Source organism: Sphingorhabdus sp., from assembly GCF_040079335.1.
Taxonomy (GTDB): domain Bacteria; phylum Pseudomonadota; class Alphaproteobacteria; order Sphingomonadales; family Sphingomonadaceae; genus Sphingorhabdus_B.
The window spans coordinates 1-16,441 of record NZ_JBEBKL010000014.1 but is presented as its reverse complement, the minus strand read 5'-3'; the positions used below and the strand labels follow the sequence as shown (position 1 = coordinate 16,441).

Sequence of the window (16,441 nt, the reverse complement as noted above, 5' to 3'; positions counted from 1 at the left end):
TTTGCCCGATTTTGTTTTTTGGGCGGATTTCTTGGATTTAGACGGCATCGCTGTCGCGCTCGCCGGTGCGGATGCGCAGCGCGGTTTCAACAGGAATAACGAAGATTTTGCCGTCGCCGATGCGGCCGGTTTGCGCGGCGGCGGCGATGGCTTCGACAACACGGTCGGCCAGTGCATCGTCCACGACCACTTCAAGCTTCACCTTGGGCAGGAAGTCGACAACATATTCGGCGCCACGATAGAGTTCGGTATGGCCCTTCTGGCGGCCAAAGCCCTTGGCCTCGGTCACTGTGATACCCGACACGCCGACTTCGTGCAGCGCCTCTTTCACTTCATCGAGTTTGAACGGCTTGATGATCGCTTCGATCTTTTTCATGGCTTTCCTCAGGTCTTGGCGCACCGCGAAAACCCGCGCGCGCGAGTGTCATGTCATAAGCTTATCAAGGATCGTGCCAGTTTGCGGAGGTGCGACAACCGCGCAAAAACAAAGCCCCGCGCGGTAAGGCACGGGGCTTGTTCTATTTTTGCTGCCTGTTTTTTAGGCAGATGCCAGATTCATGGGCATCACTTACGGCTGACCTTGAACTTGGCGTCATTAGCCTTGGCGAAATGCGCGCGGCTGACCAGATAGGCGCGGATAGCTTCCACTTCTTCCGGTTTCAGCACGGGTTTGAAGCTGGCCATGCCATTCTTTGCGAGGATGCCATCATAGACCACCGACTTGAAGGTCGCCGCGTCAGCAATCGTGCCCGATTTGCGCAGGTCAGGCAGCACGCCAGACCCGACCGCACCCGGCGCGTGGCAGACGAGGCAGTAGCGTTGATAGCTGGACTGGCCGGCCGCAATGATTTCAGGGCTGCCGAACAACGCAGGCGGGTTCCAAACCCAATCTTCCGCAGGCGGAAGCGGTGGCAATTTGCCTTTGGCCCCGATCTTGAGCACGATCAGGCGCGGGATATTCGGCACTTCCTGGCTCGCACCGGATACATAGCCCGACACCAGCGGGAAGGCACCGCCCTTGCTGGTCATGAAGGCGACATATTGCTCGCCGTCGACCAGATAGGTCGAAGCGCCGGTCAGCACGCCCGACTGCACGTCAAGGCTGTAGAGCAGTTTGCCAGTATCGGCGGCGAAGGCCTGGAACTTGCCCATCGCATTGCCCTGGAAGACGAGGTTGCCAGCGGTCGTCATCGTGCCGCCATTCCACGGGGTGGGATAGTTGACAGTCCACTGCGCCTTGCCGGTTTTCGGATTGAACGCGACAAGCTGGCCGGTGGTGACTGCCTGGATTGCCTTCACCATGTTGAAATCGTCGGGCACATCCGCCGTGGCTATCGCCCCGCCGGTGTTAAAGCCCATCGAGCTGCGGCCCTGTTCGTTTGGAGCTGCAGGGGGCATGTAAGCCCCGCCCAATTGCTGTGCCGGGATGTAGACAAGGCCGGTCGCCGGATTGTAGCTCATCGGGTGCCAGTTATGTGCGCCAAGAGCTGACGGGTTCGCCATGTAGAGCTTGCCGGTCTTTTCGTAACGCGCTTCCGGATTTTCGATCGGGCGGCCCGAGGCGAGGTCGTAACCGGTCGCCCAAGTGATCCCGCTGATGAACGGATTGGCCGCCAGCAGCTTGCCGTTGGTCCGATCGAGCGTGAAGAAGAAGCCGTTTTTCGGTGCGTGGTAGAGCACCTTCACATCTTTGCCGTCGCGTTGCTCATTGGCGAGGATGATTGGCTGGGTCGCAGTATAATCCCAGCTTTCGGCGGGCGTTTCCTGATAGTGCCATTTATATTCGCCTGTATCAGGATCAAGTGCGACGATCGACGACAGGAACAGATTGTCGCCTTCACTGTTCGAACGAATGCCGTGGTTCCACGGGTTGCCGTTGCCGACGCCGAGATAGAGCTGATCTAGTTCTGCATCATAGACAATCGCATCCCATACGGTGCCGCCACCGCCTGAGTCGCGCCAATCGTCTTTCTTCGGCGTCTTGCTCCATGTGTCATAGGCGAGTTCTTTCATCACCTTGTCGCTCGCCGCATTGTCGGGCTCACCCTTGGGGTTGGGAACGGTGTAGAAGCGCCAAGCCTGTTTGCCCGTATCGACATTGTAAGCAGTCACAAAACCACGTGCGCCGAATTCCGAACCGCCATTGCCGATGATGACTTTGTCTTTCACCACGCGGGGGAAGCCGGTAATTGTGCCGTTCGATTTGGGATCAAGCGTTTGCACCGACCAGATTTCGCCGCCGGTCTTGGCGTCCAAAGCGATCAGGCGACCGTCGATGGTGCCGACGAACAGTTTGCCCTTCCAGAAGGCGACGCCGCGGTTGACGACGTCGCAGCAGGCCTTCACCCCGCGCGCCTTGTCGACACCGGGGTCAAATTGCCACAGCGGCTTGCCGGTCTTGGCTTCATAAGCGAACACCTTCGACCAAGGTCCAGTCACATAGAGCGTGCCGTCGACTTCAACGGGGGTCGATTCATGGCCGCGTGCATCGGGCATATCGGCGAACCATGCGATCCCCAGTTCGGATACATTCTTGTCGCTTATCTGCGTCAACGGGCTATGGCGTTGCTCGCCATAGCTTTGCGCGGGAAAGGCCCAATCGTCGCCATTGCCGCCGGTTTTCAGAAACTCGCCGTCGATCTTGGCGAATTCGGGATCCTTTGCTCCCGGATTATTGTCTGCCAATTTGCAGCCACTGACAGCCAGTGCAGCCAGACCGGCCACCACCAACAACGAATTACGCCCAAAACGCATCGCTTCTCTCCCGATTTAATCCCTCGATTAAATCGCTAGCGTGCGTTGCAGAGTCGGTCCAGCGTTAAGTTGCCCGTCAGACGATTGCCTTGATAGCAGCCTCCATATCGGCGGCGGCTTTATGATACACGCGGTCACGCAAGCTGGAAACGAGCGGTGCGGCCGTCCGGCTTGGATGGCCGCCGTCAAAGGGGGGTGCAGGATCATATTCAAGTGCGAGCTGGATGGTGCGCGCGACATCCTCTCCTTGCGACAGAGCGATCAACTCTAGCGCGAAATCAATGCCCGAAGTGACCCCGCCAGCCGTTACTAGATTGCCATCGCGGACGACACGAGCTTGCTCATGAATCGCGCCGAACAGCGGCAGCAACTGGGTATAGGCCCAATGCGTCGTTGCGCGCTTGCCGCGCAGCAATCCGGCCGCGCCAAGGATGAAACTCCCGGTGCAGACGCTGGTTATCCATTCAGCGCCGTTCGCCTGTTCCCGGACAAAAGCGACCAGCGCATCATCGGCCATAGCCTGTCGCACACCATGGCCGCCCGGCACGCAGATGATGTCGGCTTGCGGGCAATCTGCAAAGCTTCCGGTCGGGACGATCGCAAAGCCGCAATCCGTCGAAACCGCTTTCCCGTCCTTTGACACGACATGTGTTTTCGCGCCGGGCAAGCGTGACAGGAATTGGACTAGCCCCGAAAAATCGAGCTGCGTCACATTGTCGAACAGGACGAAGACGATGTTCATGCAACGGCGTTAGTCGACCAGCTCTATAGCAATCGCTGTGCCCTCGCCGCCGCCGATGCAAAGGCTGGCAACACCGCGCTTTAGCCCCTTATGCTTCAGCGCGCCAATCAGCGTAGTGATGATCCGCGCGCCCGATGCACCGATCGGGTGGCCGAGTGCGGTTGCACCGCCATGAACGTTGATCTTTTCATGCGGAATGCCGAGGTCGCGCATCGCGAACATCGCGACGCAGGCAAATGCTTCGTTGACCTCGAACAGGTCGACATCGGCGATGCTCCAGCCTGCCTTGGCGAGGCATTTGTTGATCGCGCCGACCGGGGCGGTCGTGAAAGCCGACGGCTCTTGTGCATGCGCAGCGCTGGCGACGATTCGGGCAACCGGCGTCTGGCCCTTTGCCGCAGCCGTCGAGGCACGCGAGAGGACGAGCGCGGCGGCACCATCCGAAATTGACGATGAGGTCGCAGCGGTAATCGTGCCGTCCTTGGCAAAAGCAGGCTTTAGCGAAGGGATCTTGTCGGGGCGGCCTTTGCCGGGCTGTTCATCTGTATCGACCACGGTTTCGCCAGCACGGCTGACGACAGTGACGGGCACGATTTCCGAAACGAAAGCGCCCGAAGAGATCGCTTCCTGTGCGCGGCGAAGCGATTCAATCGAATAATTGTCCTGATCTTCGCGGGTCAGCTGATATTCGTCTGCAGTTTCCTGTGCAAAGGTGCCCATCGCACGGCCGGGTTCGTAGGCGTCTTCGAGGCCATCGAGGAACATATGGTCATAGGCTGTGTCATGACCGATGCGCGCGCCCGAGCGGTGCTTCTTCAGGATGTAAGGCGCATTCGTCATGCTCTCCATGCCGCCTGCGATCACATAGTCGACAGATCCGGCTGCGATGGCTTCCGCGCCCATGATAACAGTCTGCATGCCGCTGCCGCAGACCTTGTTGACTGTGGTTGCCTGCACCGACTTGGGCAGGCCGGCCTTGATCGCTGCCTGACGGGCAGGGGCCTGGCCAAGGCCGGCAGGAAGCACGCAACCCATATAGATACGTTCTATATCGTCGCCAGATACGCCGGCGCGTTCGACCGCCGCCTTAACCGCGGTGGCACCCAGATCGGTTGCGGCCACATCGGAGAACACGCCCTGCATGCCACCCATCGGGGTGCGTGCATAAGAAAGGATGACGACGGGATCGGTGCTGCTCATGGAGGCATTCCTCTGGCTTGGGAGACGTTACGGATTCGCCTTTAATCCCGTGAAAGCCGCAACACAATGCGCAGACGCGTTGCATTCGTATCCAGAAATGTTAATTCCGCGATTAAATGAGGAGAATGACATGATCGCCGTTATGCAAACCATATTAAATAAGCAGAAAGCAGCCGCCACTTCAGCCATGCCAGAACCGATGTCGGTTCGCCGCGACCGCATGGACCGCGCCATTGCGCTGCTGGTAGATTATAAAGATGAATTTGCCAAAGCGGTCTCCGCCGATTTCGGCCATCGCAGTACCGAACAGACGCTGATGACGGACATCATGCCGTCGGTCAGCGCGCTCAAGCATGCCAAAAAGCATTTCGAAAGCTGGGCCCGCAACGAAAAGCGCAAGCCGACCTTTCCGCTTGGCCTGATCGGTGCCAAAGCCGATGTCGTTTATCAGCCCAAGGGTGTGGTTGGGGTGATCGCGCCGTGGAATTTTCCGGTTGGCATGGTGATGGTGCCGATGGCGGGCATTTTGGCCGCGGGTAATCGGGCGATGGTCAAGCCGTCAGAATATACCGAGCGCGTGGCGGAAGTTTTTGCCGAGGCGGTCCCCAAATATTTCGCCGAAGAGGAAATGGCGGTGTTCACCGGCGGGGTTGAGGTTGGCACAGCCTTTTCGAAGCTGGCCTTCGACCACTTGATCTTCACAGGTGCAACCAGCGTCGGCAAGCATATCATGCGCGCGGCGGCGGACAATCTGGTGCCCGTCACGCTCGAGCTGGGCGGCAAATCGCCAACGATTATCGGGCGCAGCGCTGACAAGAAAAAAGCGGGCGAACGCATCGCACTGGGCAAGATGATGAACGCAGGCCAGATTTGCCTCGCGCCCGATTATCTGCTGGTAGCCAAGGAGCAGGAGCAGGAGATGATCGACGGCGTCGTTAACGGCGTGTCGACATTGTATCCGACGCTGCTGAACAACGACGATTATACTTCTGTCGTGAATGGCCGCAATTACGACCGCCTGCAGGGCTATCTGGCCGATGCCAAGGAAAAGGGTGCCGAACTGATTGAAATCAACCCAGGTAATGAGGATTTTGGATCGTCGAACGGCAACAAGATGCCGCTGACCATCGTCCGTAATGCTAGTGACGACATGAAGGTGATGCAGGAAGAAATCTTCGGCCCGATCCTGCCGGTGATGACCTATTCGTCGATGGACGAAGCGATCGACTATGTGAACGCGCATGATCGCCCGCTTGGCCTTTATTATTTCGGAGCCGACAAGGCGGAGGAAAACCGTGTGCTGACCCGTACCATTTCGGGCGGCGCTACGGTCAATGATGTGATCTTCCACAATGCGATGGAAGATCTGCCGTTCGGGGGCGTCGGGCCGTCGGGCATGGGCAATTATCATGGGCAGGACGGCTTCAAGACCTTCAGCCATATGCGCGCAGTCTATCGCCAGCCTTCGATGGATGTTGCCGGCATGGCTGGTTTCAAACCGCCTTATGGCAAGTCGACGCACAAGACGCTGGAACGAGAATTGCGCAAGTAGGCTTGCGCCCCGGCGGGAGCTTCGCTAGAGGCTCCCCCGCAATGCCCCTGTGGTGGAATTGGTAGACGCGCTCGACTCAAAATCGAGTATCGAAAGATGTGCCCGTTCGAGTCGGGCCAGGGGCACCAATTCTGGTTTCAGCCATGCTGAAACGGTTCCGGTACCAGCCCGCTCCCCCACCCGGCCTCCCATGACGATACCCTGTTTGGGAGGCCGGGTGGGGGAGCGGGCTGGTACCGTTATGACGTCAGTCGTCCAGAAATCTGTAGCAAAATGATACGGTTCCGCATGGAACCGTTGTTAACCACCTTTGTCCCTCGCCAACTTCCCTAATGAAACGTTAACGTGCCTGGTAACGAAACTATTAAGGGGTGCGCATCATGCAGAGGAAACTGGTTCAGACGAGCGAAGGTGCGCGGCATCCTTTTCGGCAATCGCTGGCACCGCATGTTTTTGCTGTCCCCGCCGAGTGGAAACCCAAGCCGCTAAAATGGTGGCAGCGCGAAGATGCCCATTTGTTCGTGGTCAGTTTTGGTGCCTTCTTTACGGTATTCTACACCTTTATCGCCTGACTTCAGTCGCAGGCCTTGTGCAACAATTGCGCAAGCCAGGCCGATACCACGCACATTGCCGCGCCAAGCAGCAACTGATTGACCATAGTTATGCCTGCGGCGCTGAGGCCGAGGGCAATCAGAGATCCGACAACCATCGCGCCTGAATTGACAATGTTGTTGGCCGCCACGGTGCGCGCCGTCTGGTCCTTCGGCACGGTCGTCGTCAGGAATGCGTAGAGCGGCACAACGAACATGCCGCCTGCAACAGCGATGCCCAGCAATGTGCCCAAAAGCATCCACGCGCCGTCGTGATTTACGAAGCTACCGATCGTATAGAGTGCGCCGTCGCCATTGATCTGCCAGTTGCGGCAGACGAAGTGGAAGGCGACCACGAACAGGCCCATTGCGATCACACTTGCCGGGGCGAAACGGGCTGAGACCTGCCCTTTCAATAACCGGTTAATGGCGACCGAGCCGATGGCGATGCCAATCGAGAAAATGGCCAGGAAAAGACTGGCGACCTCCTGATCCGCACCCAGCACATTCTTTGCGAGCGGCGGGAACTGGATGAACAGCACTGCGCCAATGGTCCAGAAAAAGCTGATCGACATGATGGCGAGAAACAGCTTGCGGATATGCATTGTGCCTTTGACCAGCGTGATCGACGAGCGGAGGATGTGCCAGTCGATTCCAGTTTCCTGATGCTCGGGCGGAGCGGGGGGAACCTGCCTTCCCGTCATATAGCCGAGCATTGCTGTCAAAACCACGCCCAAGGCCGCCCATTCGACAGCAATGATTCCTGCGAGAATAGTGCCCACCAAAATGGCGATATAGGTGCCCGCTTCGACCAGCCCGGTGCCGCCCAGAACTTCATCGTCTTTGAGATGTTGCGGCAGGATCGCATATTTGATCGGTCCGAAAAAGGTCGAATGCACGCCCATGGCAAACAGCGCGAGCATCATCAGCGGGATGGCGATGAGGGTCACCGCGATGTCGAGCCAAGCCAGCACGAGCCCAGCTCCACCTACAAACATGATTATGATTTCGCAAAATTTGACGATGCGAATGATCTGCGCCTTGTCCCGCGTATCTGCCAATTGGCCCGCCAGAGCCGACAACAGAAAAAAGGGCAGGATGAATACTGCCGTGGCTACCGCGCTGAACAGCGCCTCGGCCTTTTCATCGTTGTAAACACCATAGACCACGAAAAGGACCATGGCATTTTTGAACAGATTGTCGTTGAACGCGCCAAGCAACTGGGTCACGAACAGCGGAAGGAACCGCCGTTTGCGGAGCAAAGCCAAAGATGTTTGCATTAAGTGTGGCTTCCCCTCTTGTTTTGCAACGCCCTAACGGGGGCAGTGATTTAGGCAAGCATATTCATATGACATCTTGACAGCATCCGGGGGTGTACGTGGTGCTATCAGGCGTTGCGCATATGCCACAGCGTTCGAAATAAATTATCGACCAAGCGTCATTTGACGAAAAAATCTTGCCACGATTCCATAAATATGTGGAATTGCGGCATTGCAACATAATGGAGGGTGCGCAATGCGCAAAACACACAGCAATATCTATGTTCGTTCAGCGGTCGCAACGCTGCTCGCGTCAAGCGCGATGGCGATGTCCGTTCCTGCATTCGCTCAGGATGCTGCCGACGAAGACAATGACGAAATCGTCGTTACCGCGCAAAAGCGTGAGCAGAATTTGCAGGATGTTCCTGTCGCGATCACCGCAATCGGCACCGAGAAGCTTGATCAGCTGCAGGTGAATGAATTTGCCGATGTGGTGAAGTTCCTTCCTTCGGTGACCATCCAGCAAGGCGGCCCCGGTTTTGCACAAGTCTATTTCCGCGGCGTCGCTTCGGGTGAAAACGCCAACCACTCGGCTTCGTTGCCGACCGTCGGCACCTATCTCGACGAAATGCCTATTACGACTATTCAAGGCGCGCTTGATATTCACGCCTATGACCTTGCACGCGTTGAAGCGCTTGCTGGCCCGCAGGGCACGCTATATGGCGCGAGCTCAATGGCGGGCACGCTCAAGCTGGTGACCAATGCGCCGGACACTTCCGGTTTCTATGGAAATGCCGGTGTTGAAATTAACAATGTCGCCCATGGCGATTTTGGTTCGGTCTTCGAAGGTTTCATCAACGCACCACTCAGCGATCGCGCAGCTTTGCGCCTTGTCGGCTGGTACCGCGATGATGGCGGTTATATCGACAATATCCCCGGGTCACGCACCTATGCGACCTCAGGTATCACGCAGAATAACGCTGCTCTAGTCGAAAAAAATTACAACGACGCGGAAACCTATGGCGCGCGTCTGGCTCTTGGAATCGAACTGAACGATAGCTGGACGATCAAGCCAACGCTGATGGGGCAGATCCAGAACACTGAGGGCAGCTATGCCCGCGAGCGTTCGGGTCAGAATAGCGGCAATTATCAAACTGTCCAATACAACCCCGAAAGCAGCAGAGACAAGTGGATGCAAGCTGCGATGACCATCGAGGGCAAGCTCGGTAGTTGGGACATGACCTTGACCGGTGGCCACCTTCGTCGCAAGACCAATACCGAAAGCGACTATTCGGACTATGGTTATTTCTATGATGCCCTGTCCGGCTATGGTGCCTATTTTTACGACAATGCAGGCGACTATGTTAGCGCCAATCAATATATTCAGGGTATTGACCGATATCGAAAGAGCTTCGGCGAGTTCCGCATTTCTTCGCCACAGGATGCTTCACTGCGGTTTATCGGCGGTTTGTTCTGGCAGCGTCAGTCTCACAATATCGAACAGAATTACATAATCGACGATATTGCAGATTCGATCACTGTACCGGGGACCGACAGCAATATTTGGTTGACCAAGCAGCAGCGCACCGACCGTGACTATGCGGCATTTGGCGAAGCAAGCTTCGACGTAACTGACAAGCTGACGCTTACCGGTGGCGCGCGTTTGTATAAGTATAACAACTCACTGGTCGGGTTTTTTGGCTATTCAGATGGCTATTCAGGTGACAAGGTCGACCCGATGGGTGTGCCCGGCGTTATCGTTAAAGACGGTACGGGGGTAGCAGGCTGTGGCATCCTGAGCGGACCAACAAGACCAGCTGTAGTTGATGGATCCCCTTGCACAAACGTTGACAAGTCCACCAAAGATTCGGGCGTTACTTTTAAATCGAATGCGACATACAAAATCAACGAAGATGCACTGGTCTATGCCACTTGGTCTCGCGGTTTCCGTCCTGGCGGCATCAATCGTAGAGGCACGTTGCCTCCTTATGGTGCTGATGAGCTTGATAATTATGAGCTTGGCTGGAAGACAAACTTCGGTGCATTCCGTTTTAACGGCGCAGTATTCCAGGAAGATTGGAACAATATCCAGTTGTCGTTCCTCGGTGCTAATGGTTTAACTGAGATACGAAATGCTGGGATTGCACGCATCCGTGGCGTTGAAATGGATGTCGGTTACCGGCAAGGTGGATTTACTTTGAATGCTGGTTTCACTTATCTTGACGCCAAAATCCGTCGGGATTTTTGTGAGTATGCAGACCCGGCCAGCCCTTATGACTGCACGATTCCAATCCCTGATAGCCTGACAGACCGTGATCTCTTGCCACAGGCGAACAGCACGCTGGCTTCTTCGGGCACACGTTTGCCGGTCACACCTAAGTTCAAGGCCAATGCAGTCGCCCGTTACGAGTTTCCTGTCGGTAGCTGGAATGGACACTTCCAACTTGCGGCTAATCATACCGGGTCTCGTCGAAGCGATTTGCGCGACTTCCAATACGGCATCAAAGGAAAGCTTCAATCATACACGACCGTCGATCTCAGCTTTGGTGTGAAAAATGATCAGTGGAACATCGAAGCCTTTACTACTAACCTTTTCAACGAAGTTGGCGTTGTGAATACTGGCGTTTCGTGCCGTGAAGATATCTGCGGTGACCCGGGTGGCGGCACTGCGCTGGGTGGCACCTTCTACGACACGCTGATCAAACCGCGTATCATCGGCCTTAAATTCAGCCGCGATTTCTGATCGCTCGCTTGATGAACGAAGAAACGAAAAAGCCGGGCCAAAAGCTCGGCTTTTTCATGTCTGTGGCGCTGGTCATGGGCAATATGATCGGTTCGGGCGTGTTCCTGCTGCCACAAAGCCTTGCGCCATTTGGCTGGAACGCGATTGCGGGCTGGGTCATAACCATCGCGGGCGCGTTGTGCCTCGCCCATGTCCTAGCTAAACTTACCGCTGCCCATAAAGGCGCGATCGGCCCGTCCGAATTGGTCGAACGAAGCTTCGGGCCAGTGGCCGGTTTCCTCATAGGCTTTTCCTTCTGGGTTTCAGTCTGGACAGGGTGCGTGACGATCGCGGTTGGCGCGACTTCTTACATGTCGAGTTTTCTGCCCATACTCGGCGAATATCCGGCACTAGCGGCGCTGGGCGTGATCTGGACGATGACGGGAGTGAACCTGCTCGGGGTGCGCTCGGCAGGCTCGTTCCAGGTGGTCACGACGCTGCTAAAACTCACACCCCTGATCGTTGTCGCCGTCCTGATCGGGATGATTTTCGGTCGCGAAGGCACTGCAGCGCTCGCGTCTTTCCCGGCGGAAGGGCTCTCGCTGCCGTCGGTCAACACGGCTGCCGCAATGACGCTGTGGGCGATGATCGGTTTCGAGGCTGCTTGTGCCGCATCGCACAAGATTGATAATCCGCAGCGCAATGTTCCACGGGCGACATTCTATGGTGCGCTACTGTCGGGCATCATATATCTGATTGTCTGCTCGGGCATTACGCTGATGCTGCCAGCCGACAAGGTTGCAGCCTCGCCTGCACCGTTTGAACTGTTTGTCTCAACCTTCTGGTCGCCCGGCCCGGCCTCCTTTGTTGCGGCCTTCGCAGCGATCAGCGCGATCGGCGCGGTCAATGGCTGGACATTAGTGCAGGGCGAGTTGCCTCTCGAAATGGCCAAGCGACAGATGATGCCTGTGTGGTTTGCGCGGGTCACTGCCAATGGCGTGCCGATCAACGGTCTGCTGTCAGCGACAGTATTGGGCAGCTTGCTTGTTCTGGCAAACAGCAGCCAGTCGATGGCCGGGCTGTTCAGCTTCATGGCGCTGCTGACCACCTCGGTGACACTTTGGCTCTACCTTGCTTGTGCCGCTGTAGCGTTGAAACGCAAAATCGCCGTGCCGTTTGCCCTTTTGGGGCTGGTGTTCGGCGTATGGAGCCTTTGGGGCGCTGGGCTCGATGCCAGCGGTTTGAGCATCGTGCTTATGCTGGCGGGGCTTCCGCTTTACTGGTGGACGCGGCGCAGCCTGCCGAAGAACGACCGGTCTGCCAATACTTCCTGAGCGCAATTATGCCCCGGCGCGCCGGTTACGCCGCCACCCGGATGCGACCCCGCTCCGCACATATAGAGGCCCTTGACCGGCCCACGATAGGCACCGTGACCCAGCACCGGTCGCGCTGACCAGAGTTGGTCGAGGCTCATATTGCCGTGCATGATGTCACCACCGACCAGACCGAATTTGCGTTCAAGCCCCTTGGGGCTAAGGATCTGGCGACCGACGATCGAGGCGCGGAAACCCGGCGCATGGGCCTCAACGGTGTCGATGATCGTATCGGCTGCCTTGCCTTCCTCGGCATCCCAATCGCGACCGTCGGGCAGTTCGGGTGCGAATTGCTGGCAGAACAGGCTGGCGACATGCTGGCCTTCGGGGGCAAGGCTGTCATCGACAGTTGACGGGATCAGCATCTCGACAATCGGCTTCTTCGACCATCCATAGCGTTTTGCATCGAGGAAGGCTTCGTCCATATAATCGAGCGTCGGTGCAATGATGATGCCCGACTGGTGGTGCTCGCCAGGCTCAGGCAGGCAGGTGAATTTGGGCAGCTCGGAAAGTGCCACATTCATGCGGAAGGTGCCGCTGCCAGCCTTGAAGCCTTTTACGCGCCGTTTGAATTCGGGCTTGAGGTCGCTGTCGTCGAACATATGTTCGTAAAGCAGCTTGGGTCCGACGTTCGAAATGACGCGCTTGGCGATCACTTCCTCGCCGCTTTCAAGGCGTACGCCTGCGACCTTTTCGCCATCTACCAGTACGCGCGATACCGGGCTTTGGAGGCTGATTTCAACGCCAAGCTCGCGGCAGACCTTTGCCATGATCTGGGTGATATTGCCCATGCCGCCGATGCTGTGGCCCCAAGCGCCCTTCTTGCCATTCACCTCACCAAAGACGTGGTGGAGCAGGACATAGGCGCTGCCCGGGGTGTCGGGCGATGCGTAGTTGCCGACCACCGCGTCAAAGCCGAATGCCGCCTTGACCGCTTCGCTTTCGAACCAGCTGTCGAGGAATGTCCGCGCCGACTTTGTAAACAGCTCCAGCACGTCACGCTGCTGACTGAGCGACAGCTTCATCAGTCCGCGACCCTGCATTGCGCCATCGATCAATGTTTTAATGCCATCACCCACATTAGGCGGCGATTTGAGCGCCAGATCGCGCAGCACATCGGCAACGCCTTCGAGCATGTCGTAATAGTCGGGTAGTACCGCAGCGTCATGTTTGGAGAAACGCGCGAACTCGGCCTGTGTCCGTTCCAGCCCGCCGCCTAGCTTGAGGTAACCGCCGTCCTCCTGCGGCAGGAAGTTGCTGATCGGCCGTTCGATCACGCGATAGCCATGGTCGGCGAGGCGCATGTCCTCGATCACCTTGGGCTGCAGCAGGCTGACGGTATAGCTTGCGACGCTGTTGCGGAAGCCGGGGTGGAATTCCTCGGTCACAGCTGCGCCGCCGACGACATCGCGGCGTTCGACGATGCGCACCGACATGCCCGCACGGGCAAGGTAGAAAGCGCAGACAAGGCCGTTGTGGCCGCCGCCGATGATTACGGCATCATATTTCTGGGTCATTTGTGGCTCCAGCCCGGCGCGGGGCGTTGTTCTAGGGCGGCTTCGGGGATGAGGTTGCGGATGCGTGCGCAAAAGCTTTTGAGGCAAACTTCCTTGTCGGACAGCGGACCCATCGAGAAAGTGCGGCTCGCCATGCCGTCCTGAACACGCGTGATCAGCATCGTGTCTTCGGCATTGACCTGACGGTTGATGCGCCAGTTGAGATAGCGCGCCGCCTTCATTTCCCTGCGATCATCGTCGAAGACATAGCTGATTTCGCGGATCAGGCAGGTGGTCGGGCCAGTGGGCAGCCATTGCATGAAATCGACCTGATCGGGGTAGATGTCGAAGGCGACCGAGGGCCAGAGTTTGAAATAGAGCCAGCGTTTCTGGTTCGCTTCGGGAAGGTGCGGAACCGATGGTAGCAGGTTCTGATAGGCGCGTTCGGACCAGTTGTTCGATGGCCGGTCAACCAGATCGCCCCACATGCGGTCGACATGCGGTTCGGCCTCGACGCCATAGCTTTTGCCGAACAAGCGTGTCAGGCCGGGATGGGCCACCGGAATGTGGAGGCCGTCCGAATAATTGTCGCCGACATTCTTCCAGTTCACATCGCGCGGACGCATGGTGACGCGGCCCAGCGCCTTCAATTCTTCGAAACGATAGGGCGCGACCTGATCTGCATAAGGCGCCATCATTTCCGCGACCGAGGGGCCACCGCTTTCGAGGCGGACGAAGATGAAACCACGCCAGATTTCCATATCGACCGGGACCAGCCCGGCCTTGCTCCTGTCGAGCGTGGGATAAGAGGCGCTGTCGGGAACGCCGGTCAGTCGACCGTCAAGGTCATAGGTCCAGGCATGATAAGGGCAGACCAGCTTCTTCGCGCAGCCGCTGGAACCATCGACGAGCCGAGAGCCGCGGTGGCGGCAGACATTGGTGAAGGCGCGCAATATCTGATCGGTTCCGCGCACGACGATGACGCTTTCGCCGACATAGTCGAGGCTGTGCCAGTCGCCGCTGTTGGGGACATCGGAGACATGGCAAATAACCTGCCAACCGGGGCGGAAAATGCGGTCAATTTCGAGTGCCGCAAATTCGGGATCGTTATAGGTCCAGGCTGGAAGGCTCCAGCCATCCAGAGAAACCTGACCTATGTTCGAAGTGTGTATGCTTGCCATGACTCGGCAATTGTTATACGAGTGTATAACAATATGCAAGCCGTCCGCAGCCCCTTCACCCGCGAAAGCGCAGATACCCGCCGCGACGCGCTGATCGCCGCCTGTGCGACCTCGCTCGCGCAGAATGGCGTGCAGGGCACATCGGTGCGCGTGATCTGCACCGCAGCGGGCGTTTCGTCCGGATTGCTGCGGCATTATTTCGAAGGCGTCGATGCGCTGGTCGCCGCGACCTATCGCTGGACCGGAGACAAAGTACAGACTGCGCTAGCCGACGCGGTCGCCGTCGCCCCGCAAACCCCGCGCGATCGGCTGCTCGCCTATCTGACCGCCAGCTTCGTACCCCCCATTGCCGATCCCGAACTGCTTGCGACGTGGTTGGCCTTCTGGGCGCTGACCAAGACCGATGCGCAAATCGCCATGCTGCACGGCGAAATCTACCGCGACTATCGCGCTGACCTTGAGGCTCTGCTCGCGGCCTGCCAACCCGGCGATCACCGTCTCACCGCCGTTGCGCTAACAGCGCTGGTCGACGGTCTGTGGCTCGAACTCAGCCTTGGCGATGCGCCATTCAGCCGCGAAGAGGCGGGGGTACTGGTCGAAAAATGGCTGGATAGCCTGCTAGGCTGACCGGGCTAGCCTAGTTTCATTTGAAACTGTATCGGTCAAGCATGACCGACATGACATATGCCCGCTATCTGGCACTCGACGATCTTCTCGCCTGCCAGAATCCGCAGTCCGAACTGGATGACGAGATGCTGTTCATCATCATCCACCAGACCAAGGAATTGTGGCTGAAACAGATCATCCGCGAGATGAAACTGGCGAAGGCGCAGGTGCAGGCTGATGCGCTGGTTCCGGCCTATAAGGCGCTGGCGAGAGTCAGCCGAATCCAGGCGGTTATGACGCTAAGCTGGGATGTGCTGTCAACGATGACGCCGTCGGATTATACGCGGTTCCGCCATGTTCTAGGGCCGAGTTCGGGTTTCCAGTCGGACCAGTTTCGCACAATCGAGTATCTGCTCGGTCTGAAGGATGGTGGCTTCCTCAAGTACCAGGAGGACCGACCCGAGGCGCAGGCAGCTATGCGCGATGCGTTGCAAACAACCAGCATTTGGGACGATGCCATTGCCGCCGCCGCGCGCGCCGGTTTGCCGATTCCATCCGAGGTGCTGAACCGCGATGTCAGCCAGCCTTATGTCGCTAACCCGCAAGTCGAGACGGCGTTCCTGACGGTCTATCGCGAACCCGAACGCTATTGGGAATTGTACCAGCTCGCCGAGAAACTGGTCGATCTCGACGACGCGATGGCGACCTGGCGGCACAAGCATGTGGTCACAGTTGAACGCGTTATCGGCGGCAAGCGCGGCACAGGCGGTACGGCAGGGGTCAGCTATTTGCAGGCGACGCTGGCGAAACGGGCGTTTCCGGAATTGTGGTCGTTGCGGACGGAGTTGTGAGGGCGTCGGCCGGTCTGCTCCCCTCCCGCTTGCGGGAGGGGCCGGGGGTGGGTTTGATACGGTAACGGATGAAGTTCCCTCCCCTAACCCCTCCCGCAAGCGGGAGGGGGATGGT

Annotated in this window: 13 protein-coding genes and 1 tRNA gene; 7 read left to right on the top strand and 7 right to left on the bottom strand. The window is 57.7% G+C overall.

Annotated elements, in window-relative coordinates; translation table 11 throughout:
- Positions 1-37 precede the first annotated feature (37 nt).
- The 4 genes from ABL922_RS06050 to ABL922_RS06035 all read right to left on the bottom strand — a co-directional run bounded on the left by ABL922_RS06050 (position 38) and on the right by ABL922_RS06035 (position 4,696).
- Positions 38-376, bottom strand: coding sequence for a P-II family nitrogen regulator (locus ABL922_RS06050; RefSeq protein WP_115550127.1), 339 nt, complete (start codon positions 374-376; stop codon positions 38-40).
- Between the two features lie 188 nt (positions 377-564).
- On the bottom strand, positions 565-2,754 hold the full coding sequence (locus ABL922_RS06045) for a PQQ-dependent dehydrogenase, methanol/ethanol family (RefSeq protein WP_349023310.1): 2,190 nt from the start codon (positions 2,752-2,754) through the stop codon (positions 565-567).
- 76 nt (positions 2,755-2,830) lie between these two features.
- Positions 2,831-3,496, bottom strand: a complete 666-nt coding sequence (locus ABL922_RS06040; RefSeq protein WP_349023309.1) for a DJ-1/PfpI family protein — start codon at positions 3,494-3,496, stop codon at positions 2,831-2,833.
- A 9-nt stretch (positions 3,497-3,505) separates the two neighbouring features.
- Entirely contained in the window at positions 3,506-4,696 is a 1,191-nt protein-coding gene (locus ABL922_RS06035) for an acetyl-CoA C-acyltransferase (RefSeq protein ID WP_349023308.1), read from the bottom strand.
- 130 nt (positions 4,697-4,826) lie between these two features.
- Between ABL922_RS06035 and ABL922_RS06030 the strand changes: the two genes are divergently transcribed.
- From ABL922_RS06030 to ABL922_RS06020, 3 genes are all read left to right on the top strand, one after another.
- The gene (locus ABL922_RS06030; protein WP_349023307.1) at positions 4,827-6,248 is read left to right on the top strand and encodes a coniferyl aldehyde dehydrogenase; all 1,422 of its coding nucleotides are present in this window, start codon (positions 4,827-4,829) and stop codon (positions 6,246-6,248) included.
- A gap of 43 nt (positions 6,249-6,291) precedes the next feature.
- Positions 6,292-6,376: transfer RNA gene (locus tag ABL922_RS06025), tRNA-Leu, on the top strand.
- Positions 6,377-6,628: 252 nt separating this feature from the next.
- Positions 6,629-6,820 (top strand): hypothetical protein, encoded by a 192-nt coding sequence (locus ABL922_RS06020; protein ID WP_349023306.1) that lies wholly within the window; start codon positions 6,629-6,631, stop codon positions 6,818-6,820.
- A gap of 2 nt (positions 6,821-6,822) precedes the next feature.
- Here the strand turns inward: ABL922_RS06020 and ABL922_RS06015 are convergent, their stop codons facing one another.
- Positions 6,823-8,118, bottom strand: coding sequence for an MFS transporter (locus ABL922_RS06015; protein WP_349023305.1), 1,296 nt, complete (start codon positions 8,116-8,118; stop codon positions 6,823-6,825).
- A gap of 391 nt (positions 8,119-8,509) precedes the next feature.
- Here ABL922_RS06015 and ABL922_RS06010 point away from each other — a divergent pair, with 391 nt between their 5' ends.
- Together ABL922_RS06010 and ABL922_RS06005 are read left to right on the top strand one after the other, a co-directional pair.
- The gene (locus ABL922_RS06010; RefSeq protein WP_349023304.1) at positions 8,510-10,840 is read left to right on the top strand and encodes a TonB-dependent receptor; all 2,331 of its coding nucleotides are present in this window, start codon (positions 8,510-8,512) and stop codon (positions 10,838-10,840) included.
- Positions 10,841-10,851: 11 nt separating this feature from the next.
- The gene (locus ABL922_RS06005; protein WP_349023303.1) at positions 10,852-12,153 is read left to right on the top strand and encodes an amino acid permease; all 1,302 of its coding nucleotides are present in this window, start codon (positions 10,852-10,854) and stop codon (positions 12,151-12,153) included.
- On the opposite strand, the gene ABL922_RS06000 is transcribed toward ABL922_RS06005, so the two are convergent.
- Positions 12,096-13,709: an NAD(P)/FAD-dependent oxidoreductase gene (locus ABL922_RS06000; RefSeq protein WP_349023302.1), complete on the bottom strand. Its 1,614-nt coding sequence runs from the start codon at positions 13,707-13,709 to the stop codon at positions 12,096-12,098. The genes ABL922_RS06005 and ABL922_RS06000 overlap by 58 nt on opposite strands.
- Positions 13,706-14,869: an aromatic ring-hydroxylating dioxygenase subunit alpha gene (locus ABL922_RS05995; protein ID WP_349023301.1), complete on the bottom strand. Its 1,164-nt coding sequence runs from the start codon at positions 14,867-14,869 to the stop codon at positions 13,706-13,708. The genes ABL922_RS06000 and ABL922_RS05995 overlap by 4 nt, the downstream gene beginning before the upstream one ends.
- 33 nt (positions 14,870-14,902) lie before the next feature.
- Here ABL922_RS05995 and ABL922_RS05990 point away from each other — a divergent pair, with 33 nt between their 5' ends.
- Together ABL922_RS05990 and ABL922_RS05985 are read left to right on the top strand one after the other, a co-directional pair.
- A complete protein-coding gene (locus tag ABL922_RS05990; RefSeq protein ID WP_349023300.1) occupies positions 14,903-15,496 on the top strand; it encodes a TetR family transcriptional regulator C-terminal domain-containing protein in 594 nt (197 codons plus the stop codon).
- A gap of 41 nt (positions 15,497-15,537) precedes the next feature.
- The gene (locus ABL922_RS05985) at positions 15,538-16,326 is read left to right on the top strand and encodes a tryptophan 2,3-dioxygenase (protein WP_349023299.1); all 789 of its coding nucleotides are present in this window, start codon (positions 15,538-15,540) and stop codon (positions 16,324-16,326) included.
- Positions 16,327-16,441: the final 115 nt, after the last annotated feature.